16 protein-coding genes and 1 pseudogene are annotated in these 19,458 nt (G+C 67.4%); 12 read left to right on the top strand and 5 right to left on the bottom strand.

Features of this window, described 5'->3' with window-relative positions; all coding sequences use genetic code 11:
• Positions 1-522 precede the first annotated feature (522 nt).
• Positions 523-1,827 (bottom strand): annotated as a pseudogene (locus KXC43_RS49495) (methyl-accepting chemotaxis protein); the annotation flags it as partial.
• A gap of 315 nt (positions 1,828-2,142) precedes the next feature.
• On the opposite strand from KXC43_RS49495, the gene KXC43_RS49490 reads away from it, so the two are divergent.
• The 8 genes from KXC43_RS49490 to KXC43_RS49455 are packed head-to-tail and all read left to right on the top strand — an operon-like array spanning position 2,143 to position 8,923.
• Complete coding sequence (locus KXC43_RS49490; RefSeq protein ID WP_221383288.1) at positions 2,143-2,730, top strand: chemotaxis protein CheW; 588 nt, start codon at positions 2,143-2,145, stop codon at positions 2,728-2,730.
• Positions 2,727-3,563, top strand: coding sequence for a CheR family methyltransferase (locus KXC43_RS49485; protein ID WP_308129617.1), 837 nt, complete (start codon positions 2,727-2,729; stop codon positions 3,561-3,563). The genes KXC43_RS49490 and KXC43_RS49485 overlap by 4 nt, the downstream gene beginning before the upstream one ends.
• Positions 3,556-4,047, top strand: coding sequence for a hypothetical protein (locus KXC43_RS49480; RefSeq protein WP_221383287.1), 492 nt, complete (start codon positions 3,556-3,558; stop codon positions 4,045-4,047). Before KXC43_RS49485 ends, KXC43_RS49480 begins: the two co-directional genes overlap by 8 nt.
• Positions 4,044-5,102 (top strand): protein-glutamate methylesterase/protein-glutamine glutaminase, encoded by a 1,059-nt coding sequence (locus tag KXC43_RS49475; protein WP_221383286.1) that lies wholly within the window; start codon positions 4,044-4,046, stop codon positions 5,100-5,102. Before KXC43_RS49480 ends, KXC43_RS49475 begins: the two co-directional genes overlap by 4 nt.
• Positions 5,095-6,129 (top strand): methyl-accepting chemotaxis protein, encoded by a 1,035-nt coding sequence (locus KXC43_RS49470; RefSeq protein WP_221383285.1) that lies wholly within the window; start codon positions 5,095-5,097, stop codon positions 6,127-6,129. The genes KXC43_RS49475 and KXC43_RS49470 overlap by 8 nt, the downstream gene beginning before the upstream one ends.
• 9 nt (positions 6,130-6,138) lie before the next feature.
• Entirely contained in the window at positions 6,139-6,507 is a 369-nt protein-coding gene (locus KXC43_RS49465; protein ID WP_221383284.1) for a response regulator, read from the top strand.
• Positions 6,504-6,767: an STAS domain-containing protein gene (locus KXC43_RS49460; protein ID WP_221383283.1), complete on the top strand. Its 264-nt coding sequence runs from the start codon at positions 6,504-6,506 to the stop codon at positions 6,765-6,767. The genes KXC43_RS49465 and KXC43_RS49460 overlap by 4 nt, the downstream gene beginning before the upstream one ends.
• Positions 6,767-8,923 (top strand): chemotaxis protein CheA, encoded by a 2,157-nt coding sequence (locus tag KXC43_RS49455; RefSeq protein WP_221383282.1) that lies wholly within the window; start codon positions 6,767-6,769, stop codon positions 8,921-8,923. The genes KXC43_RS49460 and KXC43_RS49455 overlap by 1 nt, the downstream gene beginning before the upstream one ends.
• 164 nt (positions 8,924-9,087) lie before the next feature.
• Here the strand turns inward: KXC43_RS49455 and KXC43_RS49450 are convergent, their stop codons facing one another.
• From KXC43_RS49450 to KXC43_RS49435, 4 genes are all read right to left on the bottom strand, one after another.
• Complete coding sequence (locus KXC43_RS49450; protein WP_221383281.1) at positions 9,088-9,444, bottom strand: hypothetical protein; 357 nt, start codon at positions 9,442-9,444, stop codon at positions 9,088-9,090.
• A gap of 41 nt (positions 9,445-9,485) precedes the next feature.
• Complete coding sequence (locus KXC43_RS49445) at positions 9,486-11,039, bottom strand: chemotaxis protein CheW (protein ID WP_221383280.1); 1,554 nt, start codon at positions 11,037-11,039, stop codon at positions 9,486-9,488.
• Complete coding sequence (locus KXC43_RS49440; RefSeq protein ID WP_221383279.1) at positions 11,036-13,183, bottom strand: methyl-accepting chemotaxis protein; 2,148 nt, start codon at positions 13,181-13,183, stop codon at positions 11,036-11,038. The genes KXC43_RS49445 and KXC43_RS49440 overlap by 4 nt, the downstream gene beginning before the upstream one ends.
• 205 nt (positions 13,184-13,388) lie before the next feature.
• Positions 13,389-13,550 carry a hypothetical protein gene (locus KXC43_RS49435; RefSeq protein WP_221383278.1) on the bottom strand — a complete coding sequence of 54 codons (162 nt, stop codon included), beginning with the start codon at positions 13,548-13,550 and terminating at the stop codon, positions 13,389-13,391.
• 287 nt (positions 13,551-13,837) lie between these two features.
• Between KXC43_RS49435 and KXC43_RS49430 the strand changes: the two genes are divergently transcribed.
• From KXC43_RS49430 to KXC43_RS49415, 4 genes are all read left to right on the top strand, one after another.
• Complete coding sequence (locus tag KXC43_RS49430) at positions 13,838-14,614, top strand: histidine kinase dimerization/phospho-acceptor domain-containing protein (RefSeq protein WP_221383277.1); 777 nt, start codon at positions 13,838-13,840, stop codon at positions 14,612-14,614.
• 186 nt (positions 14,615-14,800) lie between these two features.
• Positions 14,801-15,715, top strand: a complete 915-nt coding sequence (locus tag KXC43_RS49425) for a hypothetical protein (protein ID WP_221383276.1) — start codon at positions 14,801-14,803, stop codon at positions 15,713-15,715.
• A gap of 89 nt (positions 15,716-15,804) precedes the next feature.
• Positions 15,805-16,191, top strand: coding sequence for a hypothetical protein (locus tag KXC43_RS49420; protein WP_221383275.1), 387 nt, complete (start codon positions 15,805-15,807; stop codon positions 16,189-16,191).
• Between the two features lie 542 nt (positions 16,192-16,733).
• The gene (locus tag KXC43_RS49415; RefSeq protein WP_221383274.1) at positions 16,734-19,022 is read left to right on the top strand and encodes a PAS domain S-box protein; all 2,289 of its coding nucleotides are present in this window, start codon (positions 16,734-16,736) and stop codon (positions 19,020-19,022) included.
• Positions 19,023-19,458 lie beyond the last annotated feature (436 nt).

Genomic DNA, 19,458 nt, shown 5'->3' with positions numbered 1-19,458 from the left:
TCAACACCCTCCCGATCATGGAAGGGGGGTCCAGGTTCAACCGCCGCCTGGGGGTCAGTTTTCACGCGCCGCCGACATGGAATCGTGATGAACGCTTGGTGATCTTGCTCGACTCGCCGACTGCGACAAGACCAGGAGGACCGGCCCGAGGTGAGCCGCCAACACGCCGCTGAGTGCTCAGAAGCGGTCGAACTTTGCTTCCAGGTCGGCCGGTGGCGCGCCGGTGGAGCTCAACGCGGGCGCCGCGTTCTCGTTGTACCCGCTGTTCCGGCCGGGTCGATAGGCGTTGTTGGACCAGCCTGAGGCGTTACGCGAGCCCGCGTGTTCCGCCATGCGCGGAGCCGACGACCGGCTGGGCGCTCCGGTGTGGAAGAAGTCCATCAGTGCGGTGAGCTGAGCGGTCTGCGCTGACATCTGTTCGGCGGTGGCGGCGAGTTCCTCGCTGGACGACGCGGTTTGTTCGGTGACTTTGCCGATCTGGGTCATCGCGATGTTGATCTGCCGTACCCCGGTGGACTGTTCCCCGCTCGCCGCGGCGATCTCCTGTACGAGGTCCGAGGTGCGGATGATGCTCGGGATGATGGTGGAGAGCAGGTCACCGGCGCGTTCCGCGGTCTGCACACTGCCGGCCGCCAGCTCGCTGATCTCCTGGGCGGCGACCTGGCTGCGCTCGGCGAGCTTGCCGACCTCGCTGGCGACCACGGCGAATCCCTTGCCGTGCTCACCGGCGCGGGCCGCCTCGATCGTGGCGTTCAACGCGAGCATGTTGGTCTGGAACGCGATGTCGTCGATGATGCCGATCTTGCTGGTGATCTCCTTCATGGCGGCCACGGTCCGCTGCACCGCGTCGCCGCCTTCCTGGGCCTCGGCCGCCGTGGTGGTCGCGATGCCCTCCGTGGTGGTCGCGTTCTCGCTGTTCTGGCTGATGCCCGCGGTCATCTGTTCGATGCTGGCGGTCGTCTCCTCCACGCTGGCGGCCTGTTCGGTGGCAGCTTGCGACAGGCTCTGTGAGGCGCCACTGATCTGCAGGGACGCGCTGTTGAGCTGTGCCGCCGATTCGACGACGGTGCTGACCGTGTCGCCGAGGCGCCCGAGCGCGCTGTTGAGGGCCGTGCCCATCCGGCCGACTTCGTCGCGGCCGGCCACGGCGACCCGCTGGTCCAGCCGGCCCTGTGCGAGCGCGGTCAGCACGGTGACTGTCTCGTTCAGTGGCCGCGCGACGGCGCGGGTGATGAGCTGGACCACGGTGAAGGTGAGGATGAGCGCCACCACGATCAGGATGATCATTATCAACCGCGCGGCGGAGTAGGCGCTTGCGGAGTCGTCCAACGAGTTCTTCGCCGCTGCGTTGTTGCGGGTGATGAGGTCCTCGACCGCAGTACCGATGGCGTCGGCCACCGGCGTCACCTCGGTCGCGGCCACCCGGTTGTATTCGGTCAGACGGCTCGCCACGGCGAGCGGCTTCAGCTTGTCGTTGACCAGCTTCTTGTACGCGGTCCAACTGGTCAGGAACGCTATCTCATCGGTGTCGGCCGTAGAGGCGCTGGAGTAGGTCGCCCATACTTGGTCGAGTGCCGCGATCGACGTGTCCAGGCTCGCGACGGCGGTGTCCGTCTCCGCTCCGGCACTCGCCATGGCGACGGTGCGTAGCTGCAGCCGGACGTCGACATAGTCGGCGGCCACCTCGCCGAGGGTGCGCACGTCGTGCAGGTTGTTGTTGTAGAGGTTCGCCAACCTGTCCTGGGTCTGGGCGAGTTGAACGATCCCCACCAGCCCGATGGCGATCAGCAGCACGCACACCACGGCCGCGAGGCCGCGCAGTTTCCAGGCGATCGGCATGTCCCGGAAACCGGATCGACCGCGGTGCTGACGTGTTTCCGGCGACTCTGCCATGGAACGAAATCCCCCATCCGGCATCTGCTGCCATCGAACCCAGCCGGGCCCCCGCCACGACCGGGCCAGCTTATCGACGTGGGGGTTCGGGGAATGCCGGAATGAAGGCAATGTCCGGCCGCTTCGCGCCGACCGGCCCGTCGGAAACAGACACCCGGCCGTATTCGGCGCCGAGTCCCGGATTCGCGGGAGCCCTGCCGAGTAAATCTGATCGAATGCGAGAGAGGCGCAGGGTGAAGGGGGCTAACTGTGAACACGGTTACCGAGGCCGGGCGGTATCTGACGTTCACGCTCAACGGCGAGGCTTATGCCCTCGACATCTTCCACGTGACGGAGATTCTCGAGTACCGATCGCTGACCGTGGTGCCGATGATGCCGGACTTCATCCGGGGCGTGATCAACCTTCGCGGGCGAGCGGTGCCGGTCATCGACCTCGCCATCCGTTTCGGCCGTGGCAACACCGTCATCGGGCGCCGCACCAGCATCATCATCGTGCACATTCACGATCCGTCGCTGGCCGAGCTCGCCGAGGTCGATGTCGACGACAAGGACGTCACCGACGGCCAGGACATCGGCGTCCTCGTCGACTCCGTCACCAAGGTCGTCACACTCTCGTCCGACGACATCGAACCGGCGCCCGCATTCGGCGCCGGGATCCGCGCCGACTACATCAGCGGCATGGCCCGCCGTGACGACGATTTCCTCATCTTGCTGGACATCAGCCACGTGCTGTCCGTCAGCGACATGGTCCGGCTCAGCGATCTCGCCCAGCAGCCGACGGTTGACCGTTCGCCGGTCGAAGGCGGTGGCATACCGGCCGAGCCGGGACAGCCGTGACAGCCCCAAACCTTCACCTGCGGACGATCAGCCACGATGACTTCCGGTACATCACCAGCGTGCTGCACGAGCACACCGGCATCTGGCTCGCACCCGGCAAGGAGGCCCTCGTCTCCGGCCGGCTGGACAAGCGGATCCGGGCACTCGGCCTGACCGGCTACTCGGACTACGTACGCCTGCTGCGCGACCGTCACGACGAGACGGAACTGCACCACCTGATCAACCTGCTCACCACGAACGAAACCTTCTTCTTCCGCGAGGCGCAGCACTTCGACTACCTGCGCCGGGAGGTGCTTCCAGCACACGGGGCCGGACGTCCGTTCCGGCTGTGGAGTGCGGCCAGCTCGACCGGCGAGGAGGCCTACACGGCGGCCATGGTGCTGGCCGACACCCTGCCTGCCGGCGCGTGGCAGATCGTCGGTACGGACGTCTCCACCCGGGTGGTGGAGAGCGCCCGGGCGGCGCTCTACCCGATCGAGGCGGCCGAGCGCATCCCCCGGCAGTTGCTGCGCCGCTTCTGGCTGAAGGGCCGCGAGGAGTACGAGGGCCTGATGACCGTCACCACCGAGCTGCGGTCCCGGGTTCAGTTCCACCGCCGCAACCTCATCGAGGAGTTCCGCCAGCTCGGCCACTTCGACGTGATCATGCTCCGCAACGTGATGATCTACTTCGACCTGGAGACGAAGCGCTCGCTGATCCCGCGGCTGCAGGAGAGGCTGGTCCCCGGCGGTCATCTGATCATCGGCAGCTCCGAGTCACTCAACGCGATCCCGTCACAGCTGCGCATGGTGGAGCCGTCGATCTACCGGCTGGACGGCGACGCCCGTGGCTGACGTCTTCCTGCACCCCGGCGACTACCACTTCGGTGACGACGGCACCCGCATCCACACGGTGCTCGGCTCCTGCATCTCGATCACTGCCTGGCACAGCGCCCGGCGGATCGGGGGCATGTGCCATTACATGCTGCCGGGCCGGCGCCCCGGTTGTCCGGGTCCGCCGGACCCCCGCTACGCGGACGGCGCGATCGAGCTGTTCCTGCGCGACGTGCGGCGAGCGAACACCACCCCGAGCCAGTACGAGGTGAAGATGTTCGGCGGGGGCGAGCAGTTCCCGCAGCTCAGCATCCCGGCCGCGCTCGACGTCGCCGGGCACAACATCGAGGCCGGGATGGCGCTGCTCGAACGGCACGGTTTCGCCTTGACCGTACGCGATCTGGGTGGCACCGGTGCACGGCGGTTGATCTTCGACATCGGCAGCGGCGACGTATGGCTCCGAGCGCTGGACCGGGCCCGCGGCCGCGACGGGAACACGGCATGACCGGGCGCATCGGGGTACTGATCGTGGACGACTCGGCGGTCGTCCGGCAGGTGCTGTCCGCCCGCCTGCGCGAGAATCCTGGCATCGACGTCGTCGGGGCCGTACCCGACCCCATCTTCGCCATGGAACACATGAACAAGGCCTGGCCGGACGTCGTGGTTCTGGACCTCGAGATGCCCCGGATGGACGGGCTCACCTTCCTGCGCAAAATCATGGCGGTTCGGCCGACGCCGGTGGTGATCTGCTCGACGTTGACCCGCCGCAGCGCCGACATCTCGTTGGAGGCACTGGCCGCCGGTGCCGTGTCGGTCATCGCGAAGCCCACGACCGGGTTGAAGAAGTTCATCGAGGACGACGGCGGCGACATCGTGGCCGCCGTCCGGGCGGCCGCCGCCTCCGGGCAGCGCCGAACAGCCCGACCGGCTCCGGCCGGTGGGCCGGATCCGGCCGGTCCCCCCGCAGCTGTACGTACCCGGTCGTCGACGGCACCGGAGGAGCGGATGATCGCGATCGGCACGTCCACCGGCGGCACGCAGGCACTGGAGGTGGTGCTGCCCGCGCTCGCGCCCGGCGGGCCGGGGGTGGTCGTGGTGCAGCACATGCCCGAGAAGTTCACCGCGGCGTTCGCCGCCCGGCTCGACACCATGTGCCGGGTCCGGGTTCGGGAGGCGCAGGACGGCGATCCGGTTCTGCCGGGTCACGTGCTGATCGCGCCGGGCGGCCGTCATCTCGAGGTTCAGCGGCCGGACACGCGTTTCCGGGTCCGGGTCTTCGACGGGCCCCCGGTCAACCGCCATCGGCCGTCGGTGGATGTGCTGTTCCGGTCGGTAGCGAAGGCCGCCGGCCCCGACGCGCTCGGCGTGATCATGACGGGCATGGGCGACGACGGCGCGCGCGGACTGCTCGAGATGCGCCGGGCCGGTGCCTTCACGGTGGCGCAGGACGAGGCGACCTGTGTGGTGCACGGGATGCCGCGCGAAGCGGTAGCGCTCGGCGCTGTGAACCGTGAGTCATCCCTTGCCCTGATCGCGGAGGTGATCCACCAGCATGGCTGAAACACTTGTCGCAGTGATCGCACTGGCGGCCGGATTCGGGGCCGGTTATGTGGCGCGAGGCCGCCGGGCCGGCGGTCGCACGGACCCCGGTCCGCTACCGCCGGACCGGTACGCCGAGAGTGTCACGGAGTTCGCCGGCGCGGTCGCCCCGGTGTGGTCGGCGCAGATCGACTCGTCCCGCACCCAGATGGAAACGGCCGTGGGACAGCTCACCGACACGTTCGGCGGCATCGTCGAGCATCTCGACTCCGTGCTGACGTCGTCGTCGGAGGCACTGCACGATGGGCAGGGCGGTACGTTCGACCGCAGCCGTCAGCGCCTCGGCGACGTGGTGGACACGCTCGACCAGGCGCTGACCGCCAAGCGCGCGTCCCTGGGAGAACTCCACTCGCTGCTCAGCCTCAACGAGGAACTGCGGCAGATGTCGGAAGAGGTGACCCGGATCGCCGCACAGACGAACCTGCTCGCCCTCAACGCCGCCATCGAAGCCCAGCGCGCGGGTACGGTGGGCGCGTCGTTCGGCGTGGTGGCCCTGGAGGTCCGCCAGCTGGCCGACCGGTCGCAGAACACCAGCGCACGCATGGTCGAGAACGTGGACCGGGTCGCCCAGGCGATCACCTCGGTGCTGGCCACCGCGGAGGCCAGTGCGGAACGCGAGGGCACCGCGGTAGCGCACGCCAACGGCGAGGTTCAGGCCGTTCTCGACGACCTGATGGCCATGCTGTCGCGGATGCAGGACTCGTCCCAGCAACTGGAACAGGCCGCTGTCGGAATCCGTGGGGAGATCGGCGAGTCGCTGGTCAGCCTGCAGTTCCAGGACCGGGTCAACCAGATGCTGGAGCATCTGCGGGACAACATCATCCGCTTTGCCGATCTGGCTGCCGACGCGGCGACCGGCACGGCAGCGCTGGACGCGCGCGTGCTCCTCGACGATCTCGCGACGAAATACACGATGGCCGACGAACACCGGGCTCACACCTCCGGCACGGCGGCGAAGGTATCCGAATCCGAAATCACGTTTTTCTAGGAGACGACGATGGCCAAGACCATTCTCATCGTGGATGACTCCGCGTCGGTACGACAGGTCGTCAGCATCGCCCTGAAGGGTGCCGGCTACGAGGTGATCACGGGTACGGACGGCAAGGACGCGCTGACCAAGCTCAACGGGCAGCGCATCCACCTGATCATCTCGGACGTGAACATGCCGAACATGGACGGCATCACCTTCGTGGCCGAGGCGAAGAAGCTGCCCGCCTACAAGTTCACCCCGGTCATCATGCTGACAACGGAATCCCAGGAGGACAAGAAGCGTCAGGCCCAGGCAGCCGGCGCCAAGGCGTGGGTGACCAAGCCGTTCCAGCCCGAGCAGATGCTCGGCGCGGTGGCGAAGCTGGTCCAACCGTGACAGCACCACGCCGGTTCGTCGTCGACGAGGAGCTGACCATCGTGACAGCGGCCGACCACCGGGAGCGCCTGCTGGCGTCCCTGGGCGACGGCAACGCTTTGCGTATCGACTTGTCCGGGGTGGGGGATGTCGACACCGCCGGCCTGCAGGTGCTCGTGATGGCGCGCGCCGAAGGCTTCCGCCTCGGTCTACCGGTGGAATTCGCCGAGCCCAGCGCGGCGGTCACCGAGGCCTTGGCGTTGACCCGGCTGGAGCTGTGATGGCACTCGACGACGATATGCGCGAAGCGCTCGACATGTTCGTGACCGAGGCGCGGGATCTGGTGCAGGGGCTGGAGGAGGGGCTGCTGGAGCTCGAGGACCAGCCGTCCGGCGGGGAGACCGTCAACGCGGTGTTCCGGGCCGCGCACACACTCAAGGGCTCGTCCGGCCTGTTCGGGTTGCAGCACCTGGTCGCCTTCACCCACGTCGTGGAGACCGTGCTGGGCTCCGTCCGTGAGGGAACGCTCGACGTCACGCCCGGGCTGGTCAGCGCGCTGCTGCCGTGCACCGACCACATCTCCGCGATGATCGAAGGGCTGGCGCGCGGGCAGCTCGAACCCGACGCCGCGCAGGCCGCCGACGGTGCGCGGCTGCTGTCCGGGCTGGAGCCCTACCTGATGGACGGTGGTGCCATGACACCGACCGCATCGGCACCCGGTACCGATGCGGAGCCGCAGGAGCGGGCCTGGCGGCTCGAGCTGCACTTCGGCGAGGACTGCCTGCGCAACGGCATGGACCCGCTGTCGTTCCTGCGCTACCTGTCCACCCTCGGCACGGTGACCGACGTCGTCACGGTCACCGACCGGCTGCCGGACGCCGCCGACATGGACCCCGAGTCCTGTTACTTCAGCTTTGAGGTCGATCTCGTCACCGCGGCTCCGAAGAGCGAGATCGAGGCCGTCTTCGACTTCGTCCGCGACGACAGCGACATCCGGATCACCCCCGCGGACAGCCAGCTCGACACGTACGTACGGGCCATCCGCGCCATGCCGGAGAACGACCGCATCGGTGACGTGCTGGTCACCAGCGGCGCCGTCACCGAGCTGGAGATGGCCGAGGCGCTGCGCATCCAGCAGGAGCGAGCCGTACGGGAGGGAACTCAGCCGGTACCCATCGGCGAGATCCTGATCGAGCAGGGGATCGTTCAGCGTGCCATTGTGGACGCCGCACTGAACCGCCAGCGGCGGACCTCCGAGACCCGCTCACAGGACACCCGGACGATCCGGATCGACGCTGCCCGCCTCGACAAACTCATCGACCTGGTCGGCGAATTGGTGATCGCCCAATCGAGCACCGGCATGCCGAACAGCTCGGCGACGGACACCTCCGCCGAGGCGCAGAGCGAGGTGATGCGGCTGGTCGACGAGGTGCGGCACAGCGCGCTGTCGCTGCGCATGGTGCCGATCGGCACCACGTTGCGCCGCTTCGAGCGGGTGGTCCGCGACGTCTGCATGGAACTGGGCAAGGAAGTGTCCCTGGTGATCACCGGTGGGGACGCCGAGATGGACAAAGCCCTGGTGGAGCGGATCAGCGACCCGCTGCTGCACCTGGTGCGCAACTCCCTGGACCACGGGATCGAGCCGGCCGGGGAGCGGCGCAAGCACGGCAAGGCGCAGCAGGGCACGCTGCGGCTCAACGCCTATCACGACGCCGGGAACATCGTGATCGAAGTCGCCGACGACGGCCGGGGCCTCGACCGGGACCGCATTCTCGCCAAGGCGGTCGAACGGGAACTGGTCGCGCCCGGTACCGCCCTGACCGACTCTGAGATCTACAACCTGATCTTCGAACCAGGCTTCTCCACCGCAGAGACCGTCTCCAACCTCTCCGGCCGAGGCGTCGGCATGGACGTGGTGAAGCGCAACGTCACCGCACTGCGCGGCAGCATCGAGGTAGAGACGACCCGCGGCATCGGCACCACGATCCGCATCCGGCTTCCCCTCACCCTGGCCATCATCGACGGCTTCCTCGTCGGCGTCGGCTCATCCTCGTTCATCGTGCCACTCGACCGGGTCACCGAATGCGTCGAGCTACCGCCCGGCCCACTCGTCCGCGACTGCATGAACCTGCGCGGCGAAGTGCTGCCGTTCATCCGGCTACGGCAGATCTTCGGGATTCCCGGCCACGCGGCACGACGGCAGAACGTCGTGATCGTCGAGCAGTCCGGACAGCGCACCGGCCTCGTCGTGGACAGCCTGCTCGGCGAGCTACAAACCGTGATCAAGCCACTCGGCATCCTTTTCAGCCGGGTGAAATGCATCAGCGGATCGACCATCCTCGGCAACGGCGAGATCGCCCTGATCCTCGACGTAGGCTCGCTGATCGCGGACCACTCCGATCGCGAACTGCTCCGTCAGGCCGTCCCGGTCGGCTGAAGCATGCGCCGGCTCAACGCGAGCCGGTGCCCGAGTGTCACGTAGCCGGTCCGCAGTCCGGTGCATGCCGGGTAGATCATGTCCTTTGGCGCGGAGCTGTCGCTACCGGACGGCAGCCGTGCTGCGCAGCAGCTTGTCACGCGGACACAGGCCGTGAATTCTGTTCACGAACCTGTCACCGTCACGTTGATGACCCAGATTTCGGCGGCGTCGGGCCGATCGGTCTGTGCACAGGCAGCGCTCTCCTGAACGGTGAGGTGGTTCTTGGCGATGACGGTCAGCGTCCCCTCCACGCCAGCTGCCTCCGCCTCAAGCTCCACGTTCGCGGAACAGTCCAGCGCCTGCGACGCGGCCGGGGTCAGCGCCCGCCGCCGCGGCTTGCCGCGGTCCCAGACTCGCCGCTGGCCGGCGTCCAGGCTGATCCACGAACTAGTTGTCATCGAAAAGAAGATCAAATCGCCAGGCAGGACCTTGCCGAACTGGTCGGCACCCCCCAGGGCAGCCGGCTGCTGCGATTGCACGGCATGCCGCTCGACGACGTGTGGCGCCGTCGAGGCGGTTGTCAGCTCATGACCGAGGGTGCGGAATCGCGGGTCCTGCGTTGCTCGGCGTATGTGGAGCCGCGTTCTCCCGTCCGGACAAGGTGCCTGCCGAGGTGTTCGGCGGCGATGGTGATGAGGTCGAAGTGGGGCACGAGCCGGTTGTCCTCGGGTGTGCCCATGCCGATCAGCGGCCGCTGCAGCAGGTCGTTGGTGGTCTTGGCGGACTCCTCCCAGACGGATTGCTCGATGGCGTGCAGTTCCGGAACGACGAGCCCGGCGGTGGTGCCGGCGGCGACGGTTACCAGTAGCACCCGGTCGGTGCCGGGGTTGGGCGTGTGGGGGCGCCCGAGGAGCACGGGCAGGTTGATCAGCGGAATTGTGGTGCGGCGGTGGGTGAACATGCCGATCAGCGGGCTCTCGTCGAGGCTGAGGTGGTGGCTGGGGTAGGGGAGGATCTCGTCTATCTGCTCCAGCGGCGTGGCGGCCTCGACCCCGATGTTGTATGTGAGGAACTTGCGCACGCTCGGGATGACCTTGTGCTCGTCTCGCCCGGCGGCGTCGGTGTCGCCCGGCGGCGGGTCGGCGGGGGAGGTTTGCGAGTCGAGGCGTAGGTTCAGCGCTCCGAATGCGGCCAGTTCGGTGTTCTCGCGTAGTGCCTGCCCATCGAGGACGAGGTACTGGCGATCGTCGGTGGTGAGCAGCCCGGCGAGCAGGGCGTGGTTGGGGCTCGGCAGCGTCGGGATGGGCAGGATGTCGTTGGCGGGCACGGTGGTGATGTCGGTGACGTCGGTCGCGGTGAGTGTGATCAGGCCCTGTGGCAGGGAGACCACGACCCCGCGGTAGGTGTCGGTTCGCGGCTGCAGTCCCAGGCCGAGCAGGGTGATGGGGTCGATGGCCGGGACGGCGTGGCCGTCGAGGTGGGCGACGCCGCGGCAGATCGGGCCGTCCAGGGGCGAGGAGTGCAGCTCGAGGTCAGGCACAACGGAGTGCACGTGGGTGACGTCGATGGACAATCCGGTGCCGCCGCACTCGAACATCAGCAGGGTGCGGCGGGGTTCCTGAGTCTGCGCCGCGACTGAGGCGGTAACGGGGGCGGGCGTGCCCGGCTGCTGGGCCGGGTCGGCAACGGCGGGGATCGCCGGCGTGTCGACGATGGTGGCGGCGTCCAGCAACGCGACGACGGCGCGGTCGTCGGCGCGTTCGAAGGTGTGTGAGAACAGGGCCGGCACGCCGCCGCCGATGCGCACTGCGAGCAGGGCGTCGGCGGCCACGTGGGTGGAGCCCTCGATGGCGTCGGCGAGCAGGCCGAACAGCCGGCCGTCGCTGGAGACGATGATGATGACCTCGCCCGTCTCGGCCGCTGACGGCTGCCCGGCGAGCAGGCACGGATCGAGCACCGGAATGATGATGTGGCGCAGGTTGACCGCGCCGAGCACCCCTACCCCCGCGGTGGGCAGGGGGCTGAACTCGGCAGGCCGGACGATGACCTCACGAAGCTCTTCCAACGGCAGCGCCATGCGCAGGCCCCCGGTGCGGAAGACGCCGTAGAGGGTGGAGACGGCCGTTGGTGTCATGACGCGGCCCGGTCGTGCTGGTCGGTGTTGCTGCTGTTGACCAGGTCGTTGATGAGCTCAGCGACGTGGTGTGACACGGTCTGCTGCTCCTCGGTCGAGGCTGCGATCCGCCTGATGGTGTCGCTGGTCTCGCCGACGTTGGACAGGATCTGCCCGAACGAGCTCTGCGCACGCTGGCTTACGGTGGCGCCCTGGCTGACCCGGCCGGCGGACTCGTGGATCAGCTGGGTGATCTCGCGGGCCGCGGCGGAGGACCGTTCGGCGAGCTTGCGGACCTCGCCGGCGACCACGGAGAAGCCGATGCCGTGCTCGCCGGCGCGGGCTGCCTCGATGGAGGCGTTGAACGCGAGCAGGTTGGTTTGGCTGGCGATCTCGCCGATCACCGTGACGATCGCCGCGATCTGCTCCGACGACTTCTGGATCAGCTCGATGGCGTCGATCGATTTGCGGAGGTCCTCGTAGCCCTCCTGGGCGTTGTGATGGGTGGTGTCGGCCAGGGTGGTGGCCTGCGTGGCGGCCGCGGTGATCTCGTCGATCGCCGCGGTCAGCGCGGTCACCGACGCCTTCATGTCGTGGGTCTTGGTCGCGAGCTGGTGCTCCAGCAGAACCTGGTCGGTGATGTCGTAGGCGTACTTGACCACCTTGTAGACGACGTCGTGCAGGTCGCGGATCGGGATGTAGCTGGCCCGGATCCACACCTCGCGGCCGTACTTGCCGACACGGTGGAAGCGCCCGCTGTGGATCTCACCGGCGGCGAGCCGGTGCCAGAAGTCGCGGTATTCGGGCGAGACGATGTAGTCGGCCGGGCACAACATCGAGTGGTGCTGCCCGATCAATTCTCGCTCGCTGTAGCCCATGGTGCGCTGGAAGTTGTCGTTCGCGGCGAGGACATTGCCTTCGAGATCGAACTCGATGACCGCCTGGGCGAGGCTGATCGCTGTGTCCTTGCCCTCGAACTCGGCGGTGCGCTGCTTCGCGGTCGTGACGTCGATGGCGAACTTGATCACCTTGGCGGGCCGGCCCTCGGCGTCGAGGATCGGGTTGTATGTGGCCTGCAACCACACGTCGTGGCCGTCTTTGGCGATGCGCTTGTACTCCCCGCCCTGGAACTCGCCGCGTGCCAGCCGCTCCCAGAGCAGCGAGTAGGCGGCTCCGGAAGCCTCGGACGGGTCGACGAACATGCGGTGGTGGTGTCCGGCGATCTCGTCGAGGGTGTAGCCCATGGTGTCGAGGAAGTTCTGGTTGGCGGTCAGGATCGTGCCGTCGAGGTTGAACTCGATGACCGCCTGGGACCGGTTGATCGCGGCGACCTTGCCCTCGAACTCGGCGGTGCGGTGCTGCTCCTCGGTGATGTCCGCGGCGAATTTGAACACCTTCACCGGCTGGCCGTCGGCGTCGAGTACCGGGTTGTACGACGCCAGCAGCCACACCTCCCGGCCGCCCTTGGCTATCCGCTTGAACTCACCGGACTTGAACTCGCCGTGCGCCAGGTGCTTCCAGAATTCGGCATACTCCGGGCGGTCGGCCATGCCGGGTGGCATGAACATGCGGTGGTTCTGTCCGACGATCTCGTCGAGGCCGTAGCCCATGGTGTCGAGGAAGTTCTGGTTAGCGGACAGGATCGTGCCGTTCAGGTCGAATTCGATCATCGCCCGCGACCGGCTGACCGCATCGATCTTGCCCTCGAACTCGGCGGTGCGCTGCCGGTCGGCGGTGATGTCGGCGGCGAACTTGACCACCTTGACCGGCCGGCCGTCGGTGCCGAGGATCGGGTTGTAGGTCGCCCGCAGCCACACCTTCCGGCCGTTCTTGGCCACCCGGGTGTACACCCCGGACTGGAACCGGCCTTCACCCAGCGCTTCCCAGAACTCGCGGTACTGCGTCCCGCGGGCCTCTTGCTCCGGCACGAACATGCGGTGGTGCTGACCCACTACCTCCTCGCGGGTGTAGCCCACCGTGGCCAGGAAGTTCTCGTTGGCGTCCAGAATCGTGCCCGACAGATCGAACTCGATCACCGCCTGTGAACGGTTGAGGGCCGTGATCTTTCCCCGGTCGTCAGCGGCGCGTTGCAGAGCGGTCCGCTCCGCCTCGTCGACCGCTTGCTCGATCCCCGCTGTAGACGGAGAAACCTTCGAATCCGACATGCCTGCTCCTCACCCTGGACGTTGTGTCAGCCCCTTCGGCTGGCCGGTACCGCAGTTGACGGCACGATCAGTGAGCATTGGGTTGCGATTCCGGCCATGTGCTGACCCCGTTTCGGGCGCCGCATCAACAGCCGCCACTTCGTCGCGCTCGCCCGGGTCACCCTGGTGTTTCACGAGACCCGTGACTGGACCCCTAATCATCGCCTCAGCCCTGATCCCTTTGGCTGGTTTCGCGCGGCGCAGCGAACCGGCCGGCGCCGACCTCGCTGCGCCTCGCCGCCCTCGGATTGAAGATCACCTGGCGGCTGGCCGGTTCGGTGCTCTCCGCAGTGATCACGCGGACGGTCGGCGACTGCGTCTCCGTCAAGATCACCTCAACGGCTCAACCTTTTGATCGGCTCGACTGCGGCATTGTCTGCCGCACCGAGCAGGTGTCACGGGAACCAGCATGATGCTCGGCCGGTCCACTCTCCCGGATCCGGGACAGGCGCCGCCGGGCGTGGCGCCGCCGAGCGGGGATGTCTGTCCGGCTCGGGACCATAGTCCCGACCCGCTGAGAATGGTTCATGGGCGGCGTACACCGGGCGATCAGGTGAAGCACGACGGCGGGCCCGGCTCGCCGTCGCTACTGCACCCGACCCGATAGGTGGCCCGATGAACACGACGAGCTCTCATCCGGCGCCGGTCGCCGGAATCGCCTGGCAACCCCGTGCGGACGCCTTTGGAAACGACCTGCCCCAGTTCCTGGCGCTGGTTGCCGAGGTCTGCGAAAGCGTGACGGCCGCAGTGACGCTTGCCGGATCCTGCGAGGTGCAAGTCTGCGCCGCGCACGGAAGCACGCGCTTGCTGCGTCAGCCGCACGCTGGCGAACTGCACGACATGCTCACCGCCTCCGGTCGACCGACAGTCATCGCCGACCTGGCGGCGGCCGGTCTCGGTGAAGCGGGCTTCGCGGCCGCTGCCCCACTGCATCGCGGCACCAGTATCGTCGGCGCGTTGTGCGTCTTCGGCATCAAACCCTACCCCGGCGATATCGAATCTCTGCTGCGCAGGCTGACCGGGATGGCACACCGGCTCGATGTCGAAGCAGCGCTACGCGCATCGGCGCGATACAACTTGGCCGCCGAGTTGCGCGAAACCTACGGCGAAGACGTGATCACCGCGGTCGGGCACGAGATCCGAACCCCGTTGGCGGTGATTCAGGGGCACCTGGAACTCCTGTGCGATGGCGGGGAGGCCCAGGGTTGGCGGCATCGCTGGCAGGTGGATGCGATCAACCGCAACATCTTGCGACTCTGCGAAACGGTCGATCGCCTGCTACTCACGCCGCAACCACCTTTGACCAACGATCGCAGTTGGCGGGACTTTGGTCCTGAACAGGCGGGCATTGGCGCTCTGCTCCTGTCGGACCGTCGAACGGAGACTCACTGAGGGCGCCCGAGCGGGCGGCAGGACAGGGGAGTGACCTCGATGGCGAACGTGATAGGACGGCGGGTAGTGGTGCTCGCGGTCCTGGGTACTGTCCTGCTGCTGCCGGCACCAGCCTCGGCGCATGAGAAGTGGTTCGTCCCGGAGCCGGCCTCGTTCCCCGCGGACTGGTCGTTCGTGGTCCGACCGGTGACGCTCGCGCTGATCATTGCGGTGGTGGCTGTGTCGGTGGTGTGGCGGTTCGTCGCGACGCGGTTCCTGCCGGTGCCCGAGTTGCGCTTCCTGGCCCGGGTTGGTGACCTTGTTCCTTACGTCCCTCGGCTGCTGGGCATCCACCTTGGCGTATCGCTGCTGGCCGCGGCGGTGTCCGGCCACTTCCTCACGCACGACCTGGACGTCGGTGAAGTGGGGGTCGGCCCGCTCATGCTGTTGGTCGAAGGGGCGCTCGGCATCTGGTTCATCACCGGTGTCCGGCTGCAGTCGGCCGCGATCCTGCTCGCGCTGACCGGTCCGCTGGCGCTGCTGACCACTGGGCCGGTCGGTCTGCTGTCGGCCATGGACCTGCTGGGCGTGGCGGTGTTCCTCGCCTTCGTGCCGCCTTCCGACGCAGCATTCGGGCGGGTCGAGCCGGACGCGGCTGCGCTTCGCCGGGGGCTGCTGGCCTTACGGCTGGGTGCCGGTGGTGCACTCATCACCCTCGCTTTCGCGGAGAAGCTCGCTAACCCGGGGCTGGCCCGGGAGACCGTACGGATGTTCCCGCAGCTCGACATCTTCCACACGGTGGGCATTCATCTCCCGGTGGACACCTTCGTCGCGGTCGCTGGCGCCACGGAGTTGTTGTTCGGTCTTCTCGTCATCTCGGGTGCGTTGCCGCAGGTGGCCGTGCTGGTCGCCGGTATTCCGTTCAACGCGACGCTGCTGCTGTTCGGCCAGACCGAACTGCTGGGCCATCTCCCGGTGTACGGCGTCTTCCTCACCCTGCTCGCGTACGGCTCGAACCCCCGAACCGCGGAACTGGTTCGGTGGCTTCCTCCGCTGCACTTTTCCCAGTTCCGTTTCCGCCGGACGGCACCTCCGCTGCGTGTGGGCGCCGAACGCCGATAGGACCTGCCTGGACCGTGCTCGCCGGTCGGGCATCGAAAAGGTGGTGCTATCGCGATGAGGACCACGATGATCGTGATCGGTGCGGGATCATGGTGGCCACGTCGCCGTGGGCCCGCCGATGCTTTCTCGCCTGGGGCGCCCTGCCCGCGGAGGCCGACGGAGTACTACCGGGCGATAGAGCCGCCCGGGTCTCGGCCTCGGCCGTCACGATCGACGCTCCGCCGTCCGCAGCGTGGCCGCGGCTCATTCAGATGGGCAACGGCCATGGCGGCGCCTACACCGACGACTGGATCGAGAATCTGCTCGGTCCGAACATGCACAGCGCCGACGAGATCCTCCCGCAGTTCCAGCACCTCGCCGCCGGCCACACCCTGCCGCTGGGAACCTCAGGGCGGGCAATTCGGGTCGAGATCTGCGAACCGGAGCGGACGCTCGGCGTTCCGATCCGGCGACGGCGCCCGGGTGTGGATCTTTGAGCTACCCGTGGGAGGTGACCAGCGAGGCGGCCGCTATAACAGCATGAAAGTGGACGACGTGATGACCAGGGCGGTCGTGTCGTTACGGCCGGCATACTCCCGCCGACAAGTGGTCGACCTGCTGATCGGTCACCGTTTCAACGCTGTGCCGGTCGTGGACGTGTGGCAGCACGTAACCGGGGGTGATCTCGGAGGCGGCTCTCGTCTGCAAGATCGAGTACGCGAGCGACGAGCCGCCTGAGCGCGCCATCGGAGAACGCGTCTCCTCGGGGTCTTCCGCACCTCCTGGCGCAACTCCGTGTCCGGGTGCAGCCGTGGACACCAGTCGCGCTCGGACCGGAACTTCATGCCGTCGTACCGTGCTACGTACGGAAATCCGCCGGCGCGTGCCCAAGACCAGGAACCGACCCGCCGATGAGAGGGCGAGTGCCGCGCTGGCGTCTCTGGGCGCCTTGCGGTTCGCGGTTTTCCTCAAAGTGAGGGTAGGCACGAGTGCGTCGTACTAGGTTACGAAGTGAGCGGTAACCGAGGGGGTGGTGGAAATGGTGGTCGTGGAGGACCGGCCGATCACCCCGCCGTCCGATGAACCGCCGACAGCGCTGATCGGCATCGGCAGCGACGGGTTCGTCGCCCTCACCGCGGGTGCCGAGACAGTGCTCGGCTACCGGGACGAGGAACTTCTCGGACGGCACATCGACACCTTGTTCGACTGCCCCGGCCTGATCGGCGACGTGCTTGCCGGTGGCATGGAGCACGCGGAGCAGTTGGTCGTGCATGCGCCGTGCCGGCGCAAGGGCGGCGCCTGTTTCGTCGCGGACCTGCATCTGTCCCCCGTGTGGTCGAACATGGGCATGCAGGTCTGGGCGCAGGTACGCGAGGCGCCCCTGTCCAACCGCGTGGCGGTGACCCGCAGCTTGTTCAAAGGGCTGGCCGAATCAGCCAGCGACGCGATCATCAGCTCGACCCTCAGCGGCGAGATAACGTACTGGAATCCCGCCGCCGAACGGTTCTACGGGTACACGTCCTCGGAGGCTGTGGGCCAGCCGATCGGTATGCTTCACGTGGCGGGCTCGCCGGGGGTGTCCGAGGTTCTCGAGCAGATAGCGCGGGGCCATCCGGTCGTGCTCGGACCGGTGCCACGCCGCCGCAAGGACGGCACTATCCTGCGCGTTGCGGTGTCAGTCGCGCCGATCCTCGACTCAGACGGCGCGGTGGTGGGTGCTGCGTCGATTACCCGGGACACCGGCGGTGAGCAGCGAGCCGAAGCGCGTTTCCGGGCGCTGTTGGAGGCCGCTACTGTAGCCATCGTCGGTGTCAACGAGACCGGGCGGATTTTGCTGGTCAACGCGGAGGCCGAGCGGCTGTTCGGGTACACCCGCAACGAGTTGCGCGGCCAACCGGTGGAGATCCTCGTACCGCAGGCGCTGCGGCACGAGCACGAGCGTCTGCGCAGCGGATTCCTCAGTGCGCCCAAGACGCGGCCGATGGGCGCCGGGCTGCCGTTGCAGGCTCAGCGCAAGGACGGTAGCCAGTTCCCCGTGGACGTGTCACTGTCAGCCATCGACACCGACGACGGGCTCCTGGTCGCCGCAGCCGTACGCGACCTCACCCAACAAGTCGAACGCCAACGACTCGAACAGCAGCTGCAGCAGAGCCGCCAACTGGAAAGCCTGGGGCAACTCGCCGGTGGGGTGGCCCACGATTTCAACAACCTGATGGCCATCATCGGCGGGCAGGCCCAGTTCATTGAGGAAGACGCCGAGAACACCGCGCTGTCGGACGCACCTGCCGTGCTGAGCGATATCGCCGAGCAAGCACGCAAGATCAGGGGTGCGGTCGAGCGGGCTACCGATCTGACCCGTCAACTGCTGTCCTTCGGCCGGCGTGAACTGCTGCGTCAACGGGTGCTCGAGGTCAACACGGCCGTCGGGGACGCCGTGATGTTGTTGGAGCGTACGCTCGGCGAGCACATCGACATCGACCTGCGGCTCGCCGCCGATCTGTGGCCGATCATGGCCGACCCGGGTCAGGTCGAACAGATCCTCATCAACGCGGCGGTCAACGCCCGTGACGCCATGCCGTCCGGCGGCAGCATCAGCGTGGAGACTGCCAACGCCGTGCTCGACAGGGCCCACGCCCAGCCGCTCGGCCTCCCACCCGGCCGCTATGTGCGGTTGCGGGTAACCGACACCGGCGTCGGCATGAATCCGGAAGTCGCCGCCAAGGCCTTCGAACCCTTCTTCACGACCAAACCGCCCGGCGAAGGCACCGGCCTGGGTCTGTCCACGATCTACGGCATCACCGCACGCCACAAAGGCCACGCCAAGCTCACCTCCGAACCGGGGCACGGAACCACGCTGTCGATCCTGCTACCGGCTCATGACGGCCCCATAGAGACGCACCCGGAGCCACCGGCCGGGCAGGTGGACAAAGCCCAATACACCATCCTGCTGGTGGACGACCAGGACGGCGTGCGTCAGGTGGCCCGGCGCATCCTCGCGCGTAACGGCCACCGCGTGCTGGAAGCTGACAGCGGCTCCGCCGCACTGAAGCTCGCCGCGGATGAACCGGGACCGATCGATCTGCTACTCACCGACGTGATCATGCCGAAGATGCTCGGCACCGAACTGGCCGAGCGTCTCCTGACGGAACGGCCCGGAACAACGGTCTTGTTCATGTCCGGATACGCCCAGCCGGCGCTCAACGCTCAGGGCACCTTGGGCGAAGGCATGTCCCTGTTGGAAAAACCGTTCACGGAGCAGGAACTGCGCCTCGCGGTAGCCACGGTAATGCGTCAGGCGGCCGGCCGACAATCAGCCTCGAAGGCGTAATCGAACCCGTACCAATGCCAGGCGCCAAACGCCACCTCGGTGGAACGAGTTCACCAGGCGATCACAACAACCGTGGCGGAACCGTCGATGTCGCGCACACCTTTCGACCCCCGGTGTTCCACAGGAGTGTGCGGCGGCGATGATGCCGGTGGGCGTCGCTGCGCTGCTCTACTGCGGGGGCAAACGGGACTTGGGACCTTGTTTGTTGACGCTCACGTAATTCGGTTCTGGCGACGATCTTGTGGTCAGCAGATGTTGGTGTGTCGCCTGATGTCCGATCTGGACTGTGGTAGCTGACCGCGGTGCGATCTTACTGAGCTTTTGGGGTCAGGGTCAGGGTGGTGCCAGTCCGCTGGTGGCGAGGAATCCGAAGGCGAGGGTGGGCCGGTACTGCATCCGTTTGAGACGGTTCTTTGCGATGCGCAGCAGGTCGTCG

This window comes from Paractinoplanes polyasparticus, assembly GCF_019710575.1.
Lineage (GTDB): Bacteria > Actinomycetota > Actinomycetes > Mycobacteriales > Micromonosporaceae > Actinoplanes > Actinoplanes polyasparticus.
The sequence above is the reverse complement of the archived record's forward strand: the minus strand, read 5'-3'. Positions and strand labels throughout refer to the sequence as shown.